The 17,664-nt window shown below is 59.6% G+C and carries 17 protein-coding genes; 3 read left to right on the top strand and 14 right to left on the bottom strand.

Going from position 1 to position 17,664, the window contains the following annotated elements; translation table 11 throughout:
* Positions 1-87: 87 nt before the first annotated feature.
* The 5 genes from AACY30_RS01770 to AACY30_RS01790 all read right to left on the bottom strand — a co-directional run bounded on the left by AACY30_RS01770 (position 88) and on the right by AACY30_RS01790 (position 5,763).
* Positions 88-441: a hypothetical protein gene (locus AACY30_RS01770; RefSeq protein WP_339467584.1), complete on the bottom strand. Its 354-nt coding sequence runs from the start codon at positions 439-441 to the stop codon at positions 88-90.
* 2 nt (positions 442-443) lie between these two features.
* A complete protein-coding gene (locus AACY30_RS01775; protein ID WP_339539517.1) occupies positions 444-1,439 on the bottom strand; it encodes a hypothetical protein in 996 nt (331 codons plus the stop codon).
* A 137-nt stretch (positions 1,440-1,576) separates the two neighbouring features.
* Entirely contained in the window at positions 1,577-2,641 is a 1,065-nt protein-coding gene (locus AACY30_RS01780) for a lipocalin-like domain-containing protein (RefSeq protein WP_339539519.1), read from the bottom strand.
* Positions 2,631-5,093 carry an ABC transporter permease gene (locus tag AACY30_RS01785; protein WP_339539521.1) on the bottom strand — a complete coding sequence of 821 codons (2,463 nt, stop codon included), beginning with the start codon at positions 5,091-5,093 and terminating at the stop codon, positions 2,631-2,633. The genes AACY30_RS01780 and AACY30_RS01785 overlap by 11 nt, the downstream gene beginning before the upstream one ends.
* Before the next feature lies 1 nt (position 5,094).
* Complete coding sequence (locus AACY30_RS01790) at positions 5,095-5,763, bottom strand: ABC transporter ATP-binding protein (protein ID WP_339539523.1); 669 nt, start codon at positions 5,761-5,763, stop codon at positions 5,095-5,097.
* A 274-nt stretch (positions 5,764-6,037) separates the two neighbouring features.
* Here AACY30_RS01790 and AACY30_RS01795 point away from each other — a divergent pair, with 274 nt between their 5' ends.
* Together AACY30_RS01795 and arnT are read left to right on the top strand one after the other, a co-directional pair.
* On the top strand, positions 6,038-6,715 hold the full coding sequence (locus tag AACY30_RS01795) for a histidine phosphatase family protein (protein WP_339467745.1): 678 nt from the start codon (positions 6,038-6,040) through the stop codon (positions 6,713-6,715).
* A gap of 174 nt (positions 6,716-6,889) precedes the next feature.
* Positions 6,890-8,545: a lipid IV(A) 4-amino-4-deoxy-L-arabinosyltransferase gene (gene arnT / locus AACY30_RS01800; RefSeq protein ID WP_339539525.1), complete on the top strand. Its 1,656-nt coding sequence runs from the start codon at positions 6,890-6,892 to the stop codon at positions 8,543-8,545.
* Between the two features lie 56 nt (positions 8,546-8,601).
* Here arnT and AACY30_RS01805 read toward each other — a convergent pair whose 3' ends face one another.
* From AACY30_RS01805 to AACY30_RS01815, 3 genes are all read right to left on the bottom strand, one after another.
* Positions 8,602-9,315, bottom strand: coding sequence for an AAA family ATPase (locus AACY30_RS01805; protein WP_339539527.1), 714 nt, complete (start codon positions 9,313-9,315; stop codon positions 8,602-8,604).
* Entirely contained in the window at positions 9,315-10,058 is a 744-nt protein-coding gene (locus AACY30_RS01810; protein ID WP_339539529.1) for an ABC transporter permease, read from the bottom strand. The genes AACY30_RS01805 and AACY30_RS01810 overlap by 1 nt, the downstream gene beginning before the upstream one ends.
* Before the next feature lie 376 nt (positions 10,059-10,434).
* Complete coding sequence (locus tag AACY30_RS01815) at positions 10,435-10,854, bottom strand: hypothetical protein (protein WP_339539531.1); 420 nt, start codon at positions 10,852-10,854, stop codon at positions 10,435-10,437.
* A 558-nt stretch (positions 10,855-11,412) separates the two neighbouring features.
* Here AACY30_RS01815 and AACY30_RS01820 point away from each other — a divergent pair.
* On the top strand, positions 11,413-12,207 hold the full coding sequence (locus tag AACY30_RS01820) for a helix-turn-helix transcriptional regulator (RefSeq protein ID WP_339418053.1): 795 nt from the start codon (positions 11,413-11,415) through the stop codon (positions 12,205-12,207).
* Between the two features lie 261 nt (positions 12,208-12,468).
* On the opposite strand, the gene AACY30_RS01825 is transcribed toward AACY30_RS01820, so the two are convergent.
* The 6 genes from AACY30_RS01825 to AACY30_RS01850 form a co-directional block, all read right to left on the bottom strand.
* The gene (locus AACY30_RS01825) at positions 12,469-12,873 is read right to left on the bottom strand and encodes a Rid family hydrolase (RefSeq protein ID WP_339467596.1); all 405 of its coding nucleotides are present in this window, start codon (positions 12,871-12,873) and stop codon (positions 12,469-12,471) included.
* A 248-nt stretch (positions 12,874-13,121) separates the two neighbouring features.
* Positions 13,122-14,054 carry a pyridoxamine 5'-phosphate oxidase family protein gene (locus AACY30_RS01830; protein ID WP_339539533.1) on the bottom strand — a complete coding sequence of 311 codons (933 nt, stop codon included), beginning with the start codon at positions 14,052-14,054 and terminating at the stop codon, positions 13,122-13,124.
* Between the two features lie 79 nt (positions 14,055-14,133).
* Positions 14,134-15,018 (bottom strand): LysR substrate-binding domain-containing protein, encoded by an 885-nt coding sequence (locus tag AACY30_RS01835; protein WP_339539535.1) that lies wholly within the window; start codon positions 15,016-15,018, stop codon positions 14,134-14,136.
* Entirely contained in the window at positions 15,018-15,938 is a 921-nt protein-coding gene (locus AACY30_RS01840; RefSeq protein WP_339539536.1) for a LysR family transcriptional regulator, read from the bottom strand. The genes AACY30_RS01835 and AACY30_RS01840 overlap by 1 nt, the downstream gene beginning before the upstream one ends.
* Before the next feature lie 18 nt (positions 15,939-15,956).
* Positions 15,957-16,577 (bottom strand): glutathione S-transferase family protein, encoded by a 621-nt coding sequence (locus AACY30_RS01845; RefSeq protein ID WP_339539538.1) that lies wholly within the window; start codon positions 16,575-16,577, stop codon positions 15,957-15,959.
* Positions 16,578-16,683: 106 nt separating this feature from the next.
* Positions 16,684-17,556, bottom strand: coding sequence for a LysR family transcriptional regulator (locus AACY30_RS01850; RefSeq protein WP_339539539.1), 873 nt, complete (start codon positions 17,554-17,556; stop codon positions 16,684-16,686).
* Between the last annotated feature and the right edge of the window lie 108 nt (positions 17,557-17,664).

Consider the following 17,664-nt stretch of genomic DNA (forward strand, 5'->3'; position numbering starts at 1 on the left):
ATCCGGTCACCTGGGATGGAATCTATGATATTACTGGATGTATGTACAGTGTAATTTTCAGGGAAATGTGTAAAAAAGGACACGCTCTTAGAGCCAAGTAATCCAAAGACCCCAGTAGGAGGCCAAAAATATCGCGAGACGATACAGCCATACAGCCCAGCGCTTGAGTGCTAAAGGTATAGCGGCCAATTCTGCCTCAGTCACAAAACCGTCTTTCACGTGGCGTTTTGGCATTGTCAGGATACTGATCATGAGGCACATACGATTAAATCTAGCGAGCCGCCGGTTTCTCCAGCGTTGCTGAAGTTTGAGCACCTCTACATTTTCACTGAAGTAACTTTCCAGCTCGTCGAGTTTTGCACGCGTGGCATAACACATCAGTCCCACAACAACGAACGTCCCAATCACCATCACGATGGTGTAGGTGAAAAACCAAGACATCGTTAAGCTCCCTCTGGTTGAAAGATCAAATCGCCATCTATCTCTATGACCTTGCCGCCCAAGAACGCACCACCTGCTCCCCCTAGATTGCCTCCTGCATACCCTCCAGCAGCGCCCCCAACAATTGCACAGTTCAGAGCACCGCTTCCTCTAGTCGCGACACCTAAAAAAATGTTGCATGCACGACGAGTTAGATCAGCACCCAACGCCCCAGCCCCCGCTGCCCCCAAAACCCCACCCGTAAACTTCCCCGTCTCCACATACTTCGCCCTCCGACACTGCGCCTCCCTTCCCGCCACACATGCCTCCTTGATCTCCAACCCCGCCGCCCCCGTATCCAACACCAACCCCACATAAGTCCCTTTACCCAACCACTTCGACATCTGCGCCATCTCCCGAATCCGCTTCGCATACCCCGCGATTTCACCCTTGTGCAGATAACTCTTGGTCGAAATCCCCAACACCTTTTTCAACGACTCATTGCCCCGCAATCCCGTACCAAAACGTGCCGCACCCTGCAGCTGTACATTTAAGCGTCGAAACACCGCCTGGCGCTGCTGGATAAACATCGCCCTGTCCAAACGACCGTCTTTCAACCGCTGATGCAGCCGCTCGATTTCTTCCAGCGTTTGCGCCACTTCATTCAAGTGCCGCGCCCACGCCGATGTCGCGCTGCCGATACCCATCGAGCCATTGGCCAGGAAGCTCTGCAGCAAGTCATAGTTCTCGAGCAACACCGTGCCGGCCGCGGCATTCAGCTCCAGATTTCGGCGGACTTCTTCGGCATGGCGCATCAGCCAGGCTTCCTCGACCGAACAACTCACGCTGTGGCTGTCGGGAATAATCACCAGTTGGCCCTGAGCCACAAAGCCAGTGCGCAAATGCCGGTTCAACACATCAAAATGGTCGGAACGCTGGCGGCTCAGGGCGCCGCCCATCAACCGGATTTTCAAGCTCTGGTAGTCCGTCGCGCGGTCGTTGATATAGCTCTGCGCCATGCCCTACATCCAGGATGCAATAGAGATGGCGTCGAAATATAAGCAAGCGCCCACGCCCCGAACACAAGTCCAGGGGGGCCGATTCACATTTGGGAAGTTACCTACACAGCGAAGAAATAGAGCCTACAAAAACCACGCTAATATCCGGTCATCTCCAGATAACCTACCCCACCGTCAAACTGCACCGGCCCTTCCCAGTACGGAATACTCAGGTTCATCCAGGCTTTGGGGTTGACGGCCTGGGGGGTGATATCCAGCTGTTTGCCAGGAATTTTCAGCGACCAGCGTGTAGGAATGTTGCGGCCGTCAATGTGGGTGGTTTCCAGCGGTGTCAGCTGGATATCCGCGTTGTGCAGGGTTTGCGTACGCCCTTCGTGATCAATCCAAGTGCCGGTCATATAGGACGCACCGTCGGTTTGTCGCACACGAAACAGCATCAACTGCTCGCCACGGTCCAGGTGCAGCGAGAACCAGTCCCAGCCGGTCTGGCTGGCGGTCAGCGGTTGGCTGCTCCACTCGCGGTCGAGCCAAGCGGCGCCGGTGACTTGATAGGTCCTGCCGTCGATGCTGACGCTGCCCTTGGCGTTGAAAAACGGCTGGCTGTAGTAGTACGACGCTTGGCCCTGGTCGGATTTGCGGCTGTAGCCGCCGTCGCCCTGCAGCACCAATGGGCGACTGGAAGTGAGGTGCACGTCATAGGCGAATTGCGCGCCGTTGGCCTTGAGCTGCATGTCCGCCAACGCGCTCGCGGCACCGGGGCGGGTGGCGAAACTCCAGTCGTCAATCCAGGCGTTGAACGGCACCGCCTGGACGCCGGCCTGGCCGACGCCACCTCGGGCGTAGCGCTCGGCGGCGTAGTGGTGGGTGGCGGAAGTGACAGCGGCGTGCCCAAGCCAAATGGTCGAGTCGTGCCAGCCCGTTTGCGTCGGCCCGGCCTTGAGGGCGTTGCGAAACAACGTCCATTGCACGCCGAATACATTGCCTTGTTCATCCTTGAGGTTCGCGGTGACGTACCACCATTCAATGCGAAAGCCGGCGTGGGAACCATGGTCTTCGGGGAAGCTGAAGACTTTGCCGGGCACCACTTGGGCGAAATCTGCCGCGTCACTGCCCAGCCCGGCAAAGCTTTCCTGCGGCTCTGGGACTTTGTCGCAAGCGCCCAATAACACTAAAAACGCCCACAACAGGCACTTAATCTTCATTGGCAAACGTCCTCAACAAATCCGCCGGGCGGCTGCGGTACAACTGCCACAACGGCCAGGCCGAGGCCAGCAAGGTCGCAAGCATCGCCAACCCGAGCAATTGAGCCAGCTGCCACGGGAACACCTGCAACGGCAAGCGCCAACCAAAGGCCTGCACATTGATCACGGCGTCCAGGCACCACGCCAACAGCAGGCCGAGCGGCACAGCCAGCACCAGCGTGAGCACCGCCAACAGCCAGGTCTGGCCGAGGTTGAGCAGCATAAGTTGCCGACGCGTGACACCCAATGCCCACAGCGGTGCAAGTTGGCCAAGGCGGCTCTGGCTCTGGGTCAACAGGCTGATAAACAGCGCGACACCGGCCACGCCCAACGTCAGGCTGTTCAGCGCGGCCGTGGCGGCGAAGGTGCGTTCGAACACTTGGCTCGACCAACCCTTGAGTTGCTGTTGATCGATGATGCGACTGTCTTCCAGGGCAAAGGCGCGTTGCACCTCACGCACCAGCGGCGCCACGTCCGACGGTGAAACCCGCAGGTTGAAACGCGCCGGTGACAGCGTCGGCCAGTGGGCCAACAGGTGCTGGGCATTGACCAGCACGTGGCCCTTGGGGTTGCCGTAATCGGCGTAGATCCCCACCAGTTTGGGCGCCCACACGCCGTGTGGCGTGGGGATGCTCACGCTATCACCGAGCTGCACACCGAGCCTGCGCGCCAATTGCTCGCTGAGCATCAAGGTATCGCCTCGCTGCAACTGGTCCCACGGATCATTCGTCGCCTCAAGCAAAGGCCAGTGCTGGCGATAGGTCGGGTCGTCGACCACGCCAAACAAGTCCGCCGGCCAGCCCTGCAATTGCACCGCGACCTGCCAGGTGGGCAACACCGTTTGTACCAACGGGTGTTGCGCCAGCCAGTGACTGAGCTGCTGCGCCTGCGTCGGGTTTTGCGGGTTGAGGTACAGCTCGGCGGTGAGACGCTGCTCCAGCCAGTTATTGAATGTGTGACGAAACCCCGAGGTCATGGAACCCGCGCCAATATTCGCGGCCAGGGCCAATAGCAATGCCATCAGCGCAAGACTCAAAGCCGGCAACTGTTGGCGGCAGTCCGCCAGAAACCATTGGCCGAGCACCGAACGGCTGCGCCCCAACACGGCCTTGAGCAGGCCATTGAGCACCACCGGCAAACCGAGGGCAGCGCCAAGCAACAAGGCGGCCATCAGCACAAAGCCGGCGGCCAGGCTATTGCCCAACCACAGCGCCAGCACCGCGATCAGCAGCGCCGCACTGGCCACCCAACCTTGACGGCGCAACCAGCGCCCATGCGCCTCATGCCAGGCCTGGGCGTTGGCCAGCGCCAGCAATGGCAGGCGCGCCGCCCGCCATAAGCTGCTGGCGCCAGCGAGCAAAGCGCCGAACAAACTCAAGCCCAACCCCGCGCCCCACCACCACGGGCTCAGGTTTAACTGCCCCGCCACCTCGGCGCCATACAAGCCGCGCAGGCTGGCCGCCACATCCGGCAGCAGCAGACTGGCCAGCAGGTAGCCGCTCGCCACACCAAGCACGCCACCCAGCAATGACAACACGCCGAGTTCGACGCTCAGGCTGACGATCAACATCCGCACGCTGACCCCGCAGGCACGCAAGGTACGCAACAGCCCGCGCCGCTGCTCCAGGGCCAGGCCGATGGCGGCGTGCACAATAAACAGCCCCACCACAAACGACAGGAAGCCCAGCGCATCGAGGTTCAGGTGAAAGCTTTCGGTGAGGCGCGCGAGGTTGTTGTCCTCGCCCTGCTTGAGTTGCAATCCGGCGGGCGGCGTGGGGTGGCCGGCGGCAAAAGCCTTGTCCACCAGCAGGCGCGACAGGCGCTCGGGCATCTCCAGCACAGGTTGGGCAAAACCAATATCGGTGAGCAGCACGCCGGGCGCCATATCCGGTTGGGCTTGCAGCGGCGGCAGTGTATGACCGCTCAAGGTAGTCGGCTGCTGACCTTCGTACAGCCCTAGGCCCTGCAAGGTCTGCGGCGCGATCCAAGTGCGCCCCGGCGGCTCGAAAAACGCCAGCATCTGCGCCTGGCTCAAGCGCTGACCCGCCACCGCACCACTGCCGGGCAACGACACCGGGTCGATGCCCATCAACTGCAAGCGAACATCTTCCAGCCCCTTGAGCTGCACGCGCCCCTGCACCACCGGCGACACCGGCCACCCGGCACGACGCATCTGGGCAAACACCGCCTGCGGGAAAGCGGCCTCGTCAGGTGCACTGAGGCTGGCCTGCGGTTCACCCCCGATCAATTGGCTGGCGCGGGCATAGCTGTCACGCGCCTGGCTGTTGAGCGCTTGCACGCCAATCAACAGCGCGGTGGCCAGCCACAGGCCGGTGAGCACGCTGAAGAACTGCACGGGATGCCGCCGCCAGTGGCTGAGCAGCGCGCGTAATGTCCAATAAAACACCGCCATCTCAAGCGGCGCCTGCCGGTACGACACGGCCGCGGTGCAGCACCACCTGCCGGTCCAGCCGTGCGGCAATGCGCGGGCTGTGGGTGACCATCAACAGGCTGGTGGGGCTGTCGCGCAGCAAGTCGAGCAGCAGTTGCAGGACTTCATCGCTGGTGGCTTCGTCAAGGTTGCCGGTGGGTTCGTCGGCCAACAACAGGCCCGGCCTTGACGCCAATGCCCGCCCCACCGCGACCCGTTGCTGCTGACCACCGGAGAGTTGTTCCGGGTAGCGCTTGAGCAGATCACCCAGGCCCAGGCGTTCCACCAGTTGCGCCTGCCACTGGGGGTCAAACCGCCCCGCCAGCCGCGCCTGGAACGCCAGATTGTCCTCGACCCGCAAGCTGCCGATCAGGTTGAACTGCTGGAATACCAATCCGATTTGCGTACGCCGCCAATGGGCCAGTTGCGCCTCGCTGAGCTGATCGACGCGCTGCTCACCCACCTGGATACTGCCGCCATCCACCCGATCCAGCCCGGCCACCAGGTGTAACAGGGTGCTCTTGCCGCTGCCCGATTCGCCCATCAACGCCAGGCTGCTGCGCTCGGCCAGGAGCAGATCGACACCGGCCAACACCGCTAACGAACCCTGGGGGGTGGCGTAGCTTTTAGACACTCCTTGCACCTGCAACATGGCAACACTCGTTTGATGGGCGGCAATCGAGAATAACGGTTGCGGCTCCCAGCCACGCAAATTTTTCACATTGATTTCACCGGCTGCCCACTCACTGCACTTTAAATTGCCGGCCATGGGTCATTCGTCGGCAACTTGTTAGTTGCCACGCCTGACAACTTTTAACCACAACATGTTCAGCGAAAAGACAGCCCACCTGTGACAGCCTCCGGCACCACTACGGGCATTCGCCAACACGTTGCGACCAACTAACACGACACTGCCAACAATGCCCATGGTGAATGAAGTGGTTGACCTTACCCTGACCAAACCGCGCTCGCGCCGGGCCTTTATCAAGCGCCTGCGACCGCTATGGCTGGGGCTATTCGTGGTCGGCCTGCTGGTCGCCGGCAACCTGCTCTGGCACGCCTCGCCACGCGACCTGGGCGTCAGTGATCGCCTGCTGACTTCCCACGTGTTGCCCCTCTGGCGCGACGGTGACCTGATCGTGCTGGTGCGTCACGAAGAGCGCTGCGACCGCTCGACCAACCCTTGCCTGGGCCCCGTGGAAGGCCTGACGATCAACGGTAGCCAACAGGCGGAAACCCTGGGCAACGCCTTTAAAGCACTGGGCATGGAGGGCAGCGACACACTGGCCAGCCCCGCTATCCGCACGGCTCAGACGCTGCGCTTCATGTTTGGCAAAAACGAAGTAACCTCCGGCCAGCAAGCCGTCTGCGGCGCGGCGATGGGTGAAGAACTGCTCAGCCACAAAACCCCAGGACGCAATCTGGTTTTCGTCACCCATAGCGGTTGCATTGCCGACTTTGAAGCCACCCTGGGCTTTCCCCACGCCACGTTCCCCCAGTACGGCAGTGCGCTGTTCGTACAGGTATTGCCCCACGGTAAATTCAAGACCTTGGGCATCGTCAACAATCCCGACTGGCCCGCCGCGCTGAAACAACTCTATTAACTTACCCTTCGGCCTGTTCAGCAAAAAGACAGCCCTGCTCTGGCATGTTTAGTTGCGCCTGTTCATTAAGGACGTCATGACTATTTCCCGTAACTCAGTGAAGGCTGTGGCCATTTCCGTTATTACTTCATTACTTCAAACATCCGCCACTAAGCGTCAGGGAGCGACGTGTTCATGAATCGATTAAAGCCCCTGCCGGTAGTGTTGCTGGCCTTTATCGCGTTTTACCTGTTGCCTCTGGGCCTGCACGGCTTGTGGACCCCGGACGAAACCCGCTACGCCCAGATCAGCCAGGAGATGCTGCAAAGCGGCAACTGGGTGGCGCCGCACTTCATGGGTATCCGCTACTTCGAAAAACCCGCCGGCGGCTACTGGTTGATCGCCCTGGGCCAGGCAGTGTTTGGCCAAAACCTGTTCGGTGTGCGCATCGCCTCAGCCGTGGCCAGCGGCCTGAGCGTGCTGCTTGCCTACCTGGTTGCCCGCCGTTTGTGGAATGATCCGCGCAAAAGCTTCGCCTGCGCCTTGCTCTACCTGAGTTTCGGCCTGGTGGCCGGGCAAGCGGGCTACTCCAACCTTGATCCGCAATTCACCTTGTGGGTCAACCTGAGCCTGGTCGCCCTGTGGTTTGCACTTGAAAGCGCCACGACGCGTGCTCGCCTATACGCCTGGGCCGTGCTGGGCCTGGCCTGCGGCCTGGGTTTCCTGACCAAAGGCTTCCTGGCCTGGGCCCTGCCAGTGCTGATTGCAGTGCCCTACATGCTCTGGCAACGCCGCCTGGGCGAGTTGCTGCGCTATGGCCCGCTGGCGATGGCGGTTGCGGTGTTGGTGTGCCTGCCGTGGGCACTGGCGATCCACCTTCAGGAACCCGACTTCTGGCGCTTCTTTTTCTGGAATGAACACATCCGCCGCTTCAGCGCCGACAACGCGCAACACGTGCGTCCGTGGTGGTTCTTTCTGCCGATCATCGCGGTGTCTTGCCTGCCGTGGGCAGGTCTGCTGCCCGCCACCCTGTGCAAGACCTGGCAGGAAAAGCGCCAGCCGGCGATCACCTTCCTGGCCCTGTGGTTGCTGCTACCGCTGGGCTTTTTCAGCCTGAGCAACGGCAAGCTGCCGACCTACATCATGCCGTGCCTGCTGCCCCTGGCATTGCTGATGGGGCATACCCTGGTCGACCTGATCAGCACCGGCCGCGCCCGCACAATCTGCCTCAATGGCCTGCTCAACTTCGTGATCGGCATGGTCGCCATGATCGGCTTGATCTACCTGCAAATCGCTCGGCCGATGTACAGCAACAGCCATGCAGAGATGTTCAGCCTGTCCCTGGCTTTTATCGTGTTACTGGTGTGGATCCTCGCCAACTTGTTGCAAGCGTTTCGCCCGCTGACGTTGTGGGCAATGCCGGTGCTGGGCATCGGCCTGCTGGTGACCCTGCTGCCGGCGAGCATGCCGGCGTGGATCGCAGATAACGAAATGCCCGACCAGTTCGTGCTCGAACACCTTGAAGAATTGCAGCAGACCAACGCACTGTTGAGCAATGAACTGAGCAATGCCAGCGCCCTGGCCTGGCGCCTGAAACGCCCGGAAGTGGCGCTGTATGACACCGAGGGCGAGCTGCGCTACGGTTTGCAATACGCGGGGTCGGTACGTCGCAAAGTCGAATTGGAGGACGTACAAACCTGGCTCAAGGACGCGCGCCAGCACGGCTCGGTAGGCGTGCTGATGCGAGTCAACAGCACCAGTGAATTGCGTGAGGCAGGGCAACTGCCGCCTGGGGGCAGGCGCTACTACAAGGGTTGCCTGGAACTGATCATCTACCCGAAATCGGCCTGAGGGCGGCATTGTGGGAAACTGAACGCGGTGATCCTGCTGCTGTTATTGGGCGTGGTCTATCCATTTGGCAGGCTGGCGGCATGGATAAATGCCTCATCCAGACTGTCACCACCGTATGTGCTCATGAAGCTTTGCGCGTCTGTGAAACGGTTGAATCGCCGCTGACTAAGCATGTAAAAGTCATCGCAATGCATGACGATTTCATCAACGTTGTGCGACGAAACCAGCACCGCGACACCTTCCGCCGCCGCCCCCTTCAGGCATCGCCAAATGTGATAACGAAACTCAGGGTCTACACCCGCCGTGGGTTCGTCCAGTATCACCAGGTCCGCGTTGGCGCAGAGCAATGACAAAGTAAAAAACCAACGCTTTTCTCCGTAGCTACAGAGGGAGGATTTTTTGTTCCAAATGTCGCAATACCTTTCTGCAATGCCTGGGCTCCATTTTCCGATCCTCTCCAGAGCGTGCTGTTGAGTGACCTTTGTTTCGGAGCAAAAGAGCATGGTCATTTTGAAGATGTCGAACATGCGGAACACGGGGGGCGTGTTGATGATTTGCGACAGGTAAAGCAGTTTGAAAAAAGAGTTGTTTATCTCACCGCCAGCAATCTTCTTCAGGCCACAAATCACATCGAAAAAGGTAGTTTTTCCGGAGCCATTAGGGCCCAGCAACCCTGAAATGGAGCCCGCCTCAATTGTCAGAGTCGCATGATGCAACAAAATATGAGAGGCATACCTGACGTCAAGAGAGTTTACGATAAGCCGCTTCATCAATAACGACTCCATACGGGATTGATAAGTAAAAAGCGAAACATCAAAAAGAACGAAATCACCCACAAAACGATAACCATCAAAACCACCAGCCGGCACTCCGCCAACCCGACTAGCATAACCTTGTTTGCCCACCACATTGGATTAAAAAAACTGACGACGGTAATGACTGGACTGGAAGAACCAGCACTCACAATTCCAAGCGCCAACATCGTCAGGGATAACATGGAGAAGACAGTACTCGCATTCTGGAAACCCAGCGGCACCAGCGTCAGCAAGAGCGAGGGTATGGAAAAAATAAGAAAACATATATAAAATCGCGCCACCACAGTTAAGTATTCAGCACCATTAAACACACCCAAAGAATGACGCGTGAGCACATAGAAGACAGTGCAATACAGTACTGCAACAGCCGAATACGCGAGAAACTGCCCCACAAGAAAGATAATTCTTGTTCGGCCCGTATAAACGAATGACCGCAGAAAGCCACTTTCCCTCCGGCCCACTATGTAGAACGCCAGACCAAATAGCGCCACACTTGACGCTACAAAAGCGTAAAACCAGGAAGTGCTGGACAAATAATCGACAGCGGTATCACTCACTGGAACCTTGGTGTAGGTGATCAAATAGTAGGTCACCACAGGAGATACCACTGTCCAAAATAATGCAACAGGCTCTTTCAATTGTTCCTTTATAAAGAGCGCCGCGAGTGAACATGGCGCGAACAACAAATACTGATTCATTATTCACCTCACGGAACGGGACCTTTCTTTCTAATACTCAACCGCTTACCAACCCGCAAAAAAACACTCTAGCCCTCCCGGAGAAAACCGCAACAGTTATAAACATTTAGCGCAGGACAGCTGACGATTTTAATTAGGAAGTTTCACTCACCACTTTCGGAATACTAACAATTGCACAAAGTGCCAAAGTTTCTTCCAGCCTTCCTCATCAAATACGACCTTTTATAAAATCAATACGATACGGCTTACCAAATCATAAGAAACAGAAAGCTCCAACTCAGATATTTTCTGCAGGATGACGATTATTCCTACAAGCACGCATAAAACAATCCGACAAATGGCACCATTCATAGCGCGCCCGAACAGATATGTAACCCTAATTTGACTCCGCTTCGTCGTTCAGCAGCGAGCTAGTCTTATGGGCTGGCAACCCCCTCACCTGCTCCTGCACCGCCCGCCCCTCGGCCCGATTGCGAATAAACCCAGCCCCAGTGAACCGTTCCAGAAACGGCACCGGTAACGACGTGCCCGGTGTCACCGCAGGATGCTCGGCCACATCCCCAAACAAGGTGTAAGCCGCACTCGGCAAGTGCCGGGTGTTGAGGTCGCTGGTCAACCGTCCTTCCTGCAATACGATCGCGCGGTTGGTGACCCTTTGCAGGTCGGAAAGGCGCTGGGATATGTAGAGGATGGCCACGCCTTGTGTGCGCTGACTGTCGACCAGGCAAAGCAGGCGTTCGGTGTCGGGTTCCGGCAAGGCCGCGGTGGGTTCGTCGGGCTGTTGGTGCACGGCCACAATGCCGACTCGGCGTGCCGACAAGGGCGAGCTAAAGCGTTGGCGCTGCCCATCGACCCACGGTTCACCGGCATCCGGTGCCAGGGTGCTGCGGAGGATTGTTACGCCCGAATTAAATGCGTTGCCTCATGAACAACTCAATAGCTGAATCGCATAGCAAAAAGACTTTGAGTTATAGGGTCCGTATCAGCAGTTGGTTGATTGCTCGGCTGACGGTGATCCGCTGAAACGATTAAAGAGCTGTAGGACATTGGCTATGTTTAGCCGCTGCCGGATCTCATGATCACTTAAAAAAAGTAATTATTGCTTAATTATCAATACGTTAAATAACATCAGAAACATCTCTAGGTTTTTCGCGTCCGGAATTGCCCCTCAGAAACGTCGAATTAATGACGTTGTTTTTATGGCACTTTGTGTCCATCGTTTCTGCTACATGCGTAGGACGAATCCCCTAGCTAACTACAATTTCGAGTACCCACTCTGGTGTGTGAGCCACGGATCGCCCCGCAAAGGCCAGAGAATTTGTAGACGGTTTTCGACATCAAGGATGAGATGGCAATGAGTTTGACCCGCAGTATTGCAAACACCCAAAGCCCGAATTTCTATGCCGAAATGGGCGAGTTGATTGCCAACAGTGGCCACGCGGACTTCGCCGCGCACATGCTGCACCTGGTGGACAAGTGGGTACCGATCCACCTGGTGGACCTCAGCGAATGGACCCTCGACGAGCTACGCAACCGCGTGCTCGATATCACGTTGCTCGGCAGCGCTGGCCAGACGCAGGATCTGCCGCCGCCCCTGCCCCTGAACTCCATGGACGACCACCCGTTGCTGCGGGAAATGCTCGGCATGCAGGACCCGCTGCTGATCCAGCTAAAGGCCAAGGCTAAAAGCGCGTACCCACGCGGCAACTCGCACCAGTGCAACCTGGTGTCGCGCCAGGGCAACCGGCGCTGTGTGATTTCGTTTTATCGTCCGCCCAACCATCGCGGGTTTTCCCTGGCCGAGTTGTCGTTTCTCAAGTGCCTGTCGGACACCCTGCTGCCACTGATCGAGTGCCATGCGCAGAGCCTGCGCCAGGCGCCGCACGCCGAAGTCGAACCGGCCCACACGTTGCTGGAACAATCGCAATTGCAGCGTGAGTTCTACCAGCGCCTGTCCCTCGGCGACATCACCCTCTCGGCACGCGAGCAGGAGGTGTGCCTCGGTCTACTGACGGGCGGCACCGTGCCGCAGATGGCGGAAAAACTCAGCGTGAAGAACAGCTCCATCGAAACCTACCTCAAGCGCGCCGCTGCCAAGCTGGGCGTCAGTGGCCGGCATGGTTTGGCCAAATGGATGATCGGTGCTTGATGAGTAAATTGAGCGCATTCGCGATGGTAGGGATGCTCAGCGGTTGATCGCAGACTATCAAAGGCCCGAGGTATTTCAGGCACAGTAGCGTATCCAGCGCGCCCACCCGTTCCCGGGGTCCTGCTGCAATGCCGCCCGGATATCCTCCCGACCAAACACCGCTACCGCGGCGACATCGACAGCAATCCTACGTCCCTTGATGTAAAGCGTTGGAGGCCCCGTGGGATGAGGCACTTCCTGTGGTGAGGGGATTTGTTGCGATCACTGTCGTGAAATCACAGCCTCAGCCTCAATCTCGATCAACCACTCCGGCAACGACAACCCGCTGACAATGATCCACGAAGACGGCGGAGGGTTGTGCGCGAAGCGCTCACGCAGCGCTTGGGCAATCGGCTCCTGCTGGTCACGCGCTGACTCGACGATATACAGCCGCAGTATCACCACATGGGACAGATCGCCGCCGACCTCGGCCAGAACCTTTTCAATATTGTCCAGGGCGGTCGCGGTCTGCTCAGCGATGCCAGGGCCGACAGTACGCTCCTGGGCATCGACGCCCACCTGGCCGGAAAGCAGGATGCGCCGGCCTTCCGGTACTTCCAGGGCCTGGCTGAAGCCGTATTGCAGGGAGTTGAACACGGTTGTGGGATTGATGACTTTTCGCTGCATGACGAGTCCTTGTTGTCGGTGGGAAAACAAGGCTAACGCACTGGGTTGGGGCAATCTGGTGATTCAATATCTGGCAACATTTCAACCATTCGTTGCCGGGCCCTTTGTAGTGAACGGGCTTGCCCCGCGCTAGGGCGCAAAGTCGCCCCAAAACGGATCGTCTCGGTGTGTCAGGTGAGTTTTGCGGCGCCTTGTTTGGGGCGGCTTCGCCGCCCAGCGCGGGCGGTGCGACGATTCGACAAGCCCGCTTACCAACGCCCCATCGCCAGACTGAACGGGGAAAACTCCACGAACTGCCACCTCAGCGCCAACGCCGCCGGGCGGCGGATCACGTGCTCCACGGTCACCGTCCACAAGCGCTGGGCGCCTTCAAACAAGGCCACGTGCGGGCCGTCGAGGATCAGCGAGGTCCGCCCGGCAACCTGCAACACATCCCCCGAGGCAAAATCGACAAACAGCAACCCCGCCAGCGGGTTCACCTGCAAATTGCCCAGGGTGTTGAAGAACAGGTTGCCGGCGAAGTCGGGGATGGTCAGCACGTTCCCTTCAACCCCCACAAAGCCGGTGTTACCACCGCGATGAGAGACGTCCACCGAGCGTTGGCCGTCCACGTCCACGTAGCTGGCGACAAAAAACGTGTCGGCGTCGCGGATCATCGCTTGTGCCGCGTCGTCCAGGCCATTGAAGCTTTCCACCTGCGTGCCGGGCTTGCGCGCGATGGAATCGATCGGCCGCAGTTGGATGTACTTAGGGCAATTGCCGAAGGTGTGCACCACGTCGACCGAAAAACCATCGTGATCGCGCTCGCTGATTCGCCCATTCATGCGGTTGCGACGGCGGGTGTTGAGGTCGATGCCCAGCACGCCCACCGACGCGCCGTTGAGCAAAGCGTTGCGGGCCGGATCGCCCGCAGACGGCAGGCTATCGATCTGCAAGGTCTGTGGGCCTGGCGAGTGGACAAAGCCCGGCGCCCCTTCCACCATCGTCGCCCAGGGAATGCCCTGCTCGTCCACCGCGCCCAACATCAGGTAAGGCAACAAGGGATAGAAATCCCGATGCTGCTCCGGCAGATGATCACGAATCACCTTGGGCCCGACCACGGCCATGCGTTCGGCCACGCCAACCGCTGCTTGCATCTGCCGTTCGCCGGCATGCCAGGGAGTTTGTTCGATCAGGTTCATGGCGAGCACCTCATGTTGGATACCTCGATGCTGCGCCTTGCCAACCACCGAGGGAATAACCACCCCGGGCAATCCACTATTACGCCAGTTGAAAGGCTGGATGCTCGCGCAGCGCAGCCACGCAGTGGTCGACAAAACTGCGCACACGCATCGGCGCATTGCGACCTTCGCGATACACCACGTGCACCGGCAGCGACGGCGGTTCGTAGTCCGGCAACACCTGTCGCAGTTGGCCCTTGAGCAGATGGTCGTGAACCGGATAGCTCAGGCAGCGAATCAGCCCCGCCCCGTGCACGGCCGCATTGATCGCGCCCTGCACCGTGGCGCAGCTCAGGCGCGCGCGGGTCTTGAGCTGATAGCCATGGAAATTCCAATACACCTGATCGGCACTGGCAATCAGCCGATGTTGCTTGAGGTCATCCGGGTGCAGGGGTTCGCCGTTGGCCGCAAGGTAATCGGGACTGGCGCAAAGGATAGGACGCACCCGGCCCACCGGCCGTGCAATCAACGATGAGCTGGGCTGTTCGCCGACGAGGATCGCCACATCCAGTCCCTCTTCATGCAGGTTCGGGTAATAGTCATGGTAGTGAGCGACGAGGCGCACCTCGGGGTAGCGGTCCATGTAGTCGGCCAACACTGGCGCCATCACATAGCGGCTGAACAGGAATGGCAAAAACACTCGCAGATTGCCCTCGGCCTGCACATGCAACCCTTTGGCCGAGGCTTCGGCGGCGTCCACGGCGGTGAGCAGGCGCACGCAGTCTGCCAGGTAGGCGCTGCCAGCGTCGGTCAGGCTAACGCCGCGCGTACTGCGCTCAAGCAACGGCACGCGCAAACGCGCTTCCAGGCGTGCAATCGCCCGCACCAGGGTGGGCCCCGACACCCGCGCATCCCGCGCCGCCGACGCCAGGCTCGGTTGTCCGGCCAGCGCGGCGAACAGTTGCATATCGCGATAACGCGCCATCAGCTGCGCCGTTTCATCGCCGGGTTAAGGGCGGCGTCCTGGCTCAGGCGATGGCTGAGAAAGTCGACAAAGGTGTTGATCTTGGCAGGCACGCGGCCGCTTCTCTGGAACACCACCTGAATGGGCAAGGGTGCCGGTTCGAAGGCTTCCAGGACAATTTCCAGCTCCCCGGCGGCCACCGAGGCTGCGACTTGATAGGACAGTACCCGCGTCATGCCCCAGCCCAGCCTCGCCAGGTTGATCGCGGCATTGTTCGCCGAGACGACCATGCGCGGCTCAATAGGCACCGTCAGCGGCTGATCCGCGTCGACAAAATTCCACTCGCTCACCAATTGGCTGGACGACGACGTGGCAATCTTGGCGTCACGCACGTGCGACGGATGCCGGGGCCGCCCGTGCCGGTCGAGATAGGCCGGCGATGCACACACCACCCGACGAACTTCGCCGACCTTGATCGCCTGTTGCCCCGGCTCGTGCAGATGGCCAATACGCACCGCCACATCGACGCCTTCGTCGGTCATGTTGACCACGCGGTCGACCAGCAAGGCGTTGATGTTGACCAAGGGAAACCGGTCGAGGTACTCCCCCAGCACCGGCGCCACATACAGCTCGCCAAATAGCACCGGCGCGGTCACCGTCAGGTGGCCACAGGGGATGGAATAACTGCCCGCCGCCGCTTCCTCGGCTTCATTGAGTTCCGCCAGGATGCGCCGACAATCTTCCAGGTAACGCTGGCCGGCTTCGGTCAGGTGCAGGCTGCGGGTGGTGCGTGCCAGCAGTTGAGTGCCGATGCGCGCCTCCATCGCGGCGATGGCCCGGGTCACGCTCGGGGGTGAGGTTTTCAGGCGGCGCGCGGCGGCGGCAAAGCCCTCCTCCTCGGCCACCGCCAGGAACACCTGCATTTCATGAAATCGATCCATCGGTGGCCCTCTTGAACGTTACTGTGACTGCAAACCTACCGCCGTGCGCGGCATGCCGACAAAGCCCGGCAACGCCTCGATGCTGGCGAGCCAGGCACGCACATGAGGGTAGTCGGCCAGCGATACATTGCCTTCCGGCGCATGGGACACGTAGGTGTAGAAAGCGATATCGGCAATGGTCGGTTGCTCGCTGGCCAGGAAGCGGCTTTGGCTCAGTTGTGCTTCGATCAACTTCAGCAAAGCGTGGGATTTGGTAATGGCAGTGACAGTGTCGACCTCAGCACCAAACACCAGGGCCAAGCGTGCTGTGGCGGGCCCGGCGTGAAGTTGACCGGCGGCAACCGAGAGCCAGCGCTGCACGCGGGCCTGCCCCAAAGGGTCGCTCGGCAGCCATTTTCCTTTGCCGTATTGGGTCGCCAGGTAGAACAGGATTGCATTGGAATCGGCCAACACAGTGCCGCTGTCGTCAATAGCTGGCACCTGGCCGAAGCTGTTGACCGTGGCAATAAAGTCGGGGGCTTTGTGGGCGCCTTGCTTGAGGTCCACGAGGATATAGTCGGTGGGCAGCCCCAGCAGGGACAGCATCAGCTCGACCCGGTGGGAGTGGCCGGACAACGGGAAACCATAGAGTTTGATCATGAGAAGCTCCAACAGCGTGGGGTATCGACGCCCCGCATGTTCCACCGCCGCCCCGACCGCAGGAATCACCAGGATTTACAATCCAGCATTTCATCCGGCGAAACAATCACGCGCCGGATAATGCCACGATCAGGTTGAACAAGGTGGTCTTCACCGCGCTGTCCAGCTCGGTCCAAGCCAAACCAGTAATGGCCTGAAAGGCGCCCAGCTCCATAGGCCGCGACACGCAATTGGACGGCAGCGCCCGTGCCGCCTGCTGCGGCAGCACCCCAACACCCAGCCCTGCGGAGACCAGCGCGAGCATGGTGGTAAATTCGCCCAGCTCAGAAGCGATCTCCAGGGGCATGCCCACGGCCTGGATAAATTCGTCGTAGAAACCCGGCGCATAGCGTCGCGCGAGAATGTACACCGGCACCCGAAGCAGATCGGTGGGGTGGATCGACGGCTTCAACGCCAAGGGATGATCCATCGGCAACGCCACACAAAAATGCTCGTGCAACACCGCACGGGTCTGTACGCCGGGGTGACTGGCGGGCAGGCGCATCAGGCCGAAGTCCAGCAGGCCGTTCTTCAGCGCGGCAGCCTGGTCGGGGCCGGGCATGTCCTTGAGCTCCAGCTCGATACGCGGGTATCGCCGGTGCACCGTGCGAATCAATTCCGGCAACAACTGCGGCAGCACCGACGACACAAACCCCAGGCGCACCCGGCCGATTTCGCCGCGATTGGACGCCCGCGCCGCGTCCGCCGCACGCGCAGCCTGATGCAAAGTGGCCTGGGCCTCAGGCAGAAACACGCGGCCCGCATCGGTCAGGGTCACCGAATGGCGATTGCGATCCAGCAGGCGTACGCCCAGGCCACTTTCCAGCAATTTGATCTGCATGCTCAACGCCGGTTGCACAATCGACAGCTGCGCCGCCGCCCTGCCGAAATGCAGCTCTTGGGCGAGCACCACAAAGGCGCGCAAGTGCTTTAGCTCCATCAAGCTTCCCCGGTTATCACAGATGTTGATCACCCGATCATAAATGAACATTGGACCCACTGCCTGTACTGGAGTGAACTGAGGCCAACCAAGCAGGACATCACCGGG

It is taken from the genome of Pseudomonas sp. RA_5y_Pfl1_P24, assembly GCF_963970945.1.
GTDB classification, from domain to species: Bacteria; Pseudomonadota; Gammaproteobacteria; order Pseudomonadales; family Pseudomonadaceae; genus Aquipseudomonas; species Aquipseudomonas tritici.

Coding starts and splice junctions, on each gene's coding strand:
- AACY30_RS01770 (WP_339467584.1), bottom strand. CDS start 441: ATGTCTTGGTTTTTCACCTACACCATCGTGATGGTGATTGGGACGTTC.
- AACY30_RS01775 (WP_339539517.1), bottom strand. CDS start 1,439: ATGGCGCAGAGCTATATCAACGACCGCGCGACGGACTACCAGAGCTTG.
- AACY30_RS01780 (WP_339539519.1), bottom strand. CDS start 2,641: ATGAAGATTAAGTGCCTGTTGTGGGCGTTTTTAGTGTTATTGGGCGCT.
- AACY30_RS01785 (WP_339539521.1), bottom strand. CDS start 5,093: ATGGCGGTGTTTTATTGGACATTACGCGCGCTGCTCAGCCACTGGCGG.
- AACY30_RS01790 (WP_339539523.1), bottom strand. CDS start 5,763: ATGTTGCAGGTGCAAGGAGTGTCTAAAAGCTACGCCACCCCCCAGGGT.
- AACY30_RS01795 (WP_339467745.1), top strand. CDS start 6,038: ATGGTGAATGAAGTGGTTGACCTTACCCTGACCAAACCGCGCTCGCGC.
- arnT (WP_339539525.1), top strand. CDS start 6,890: ATGAATCGATTAAAGCCCCTGCCGGTAGTGTTGCTGGCCTTTATCGCG.
- AACY30_RS01805 (WP_339539527.1), bottom strand. CDS start 9,315: ATGAAGCGGCTTATCGTAAACTCTCTTGACGTCAGGTATGCCTCTCAT.
- AACY30_RS01810 (WP_339539529.1), bottom strand. CDS start 10,058: ATGAATCAGTATTTGTTGTTCGCGCCATGTTCACTCGCGGCGCTCTTT.
- AACY30_RS01820 (WP_339418053.1), top strand. CDS start 11,413: ATGAGTTTGACCCGCAGTATTGCAAACACCCAAAGCCCGAATTTCTAT.
- AACY30_RS01825 (WP_339467596.1), bottom strand. CDS start 12,873: ATGCAGCGAAAAGTCATCAATCCCACAACCGTGTTCAACTCCCTGCAA.
- AACY30_RS01830 (WP_339539533.1), bottom strand. CDS start 14,054: ATGAACCTGATCGAACAAACTCCCTGGCATGCCGGCGAACGGCAGATG.
- AACY30_RS01835 (WP_339539535.1), bottom strand. CDS start 15,018: ATGGCGCGTTATCGCGATATGCAACTGTTCGCCGCGCTGGCCGGACAA.
- AACY30_RS01840 (WP_339539536.1), bottom strand. CDS start 15,938: ATGGATCGATTTCATGAAATGCAGGTGTTCCTGGCGGTGGCCGAGGAG.
- AACY30_RS01845 (WP_339539538.1), bottom strand. CDS start 16,577: ATGATCAAACTCTATGGTTTCCCGTTGTCCGGCCACTCCCACCGGGTC.
- AACY30_RS01850 (WP_339539539.1), bottom strand. CDS start 17,556: ATGGAGCTAAAGCACTTGCGCGCCTTTGTGGTGCTCGCCCAAGAGCTG.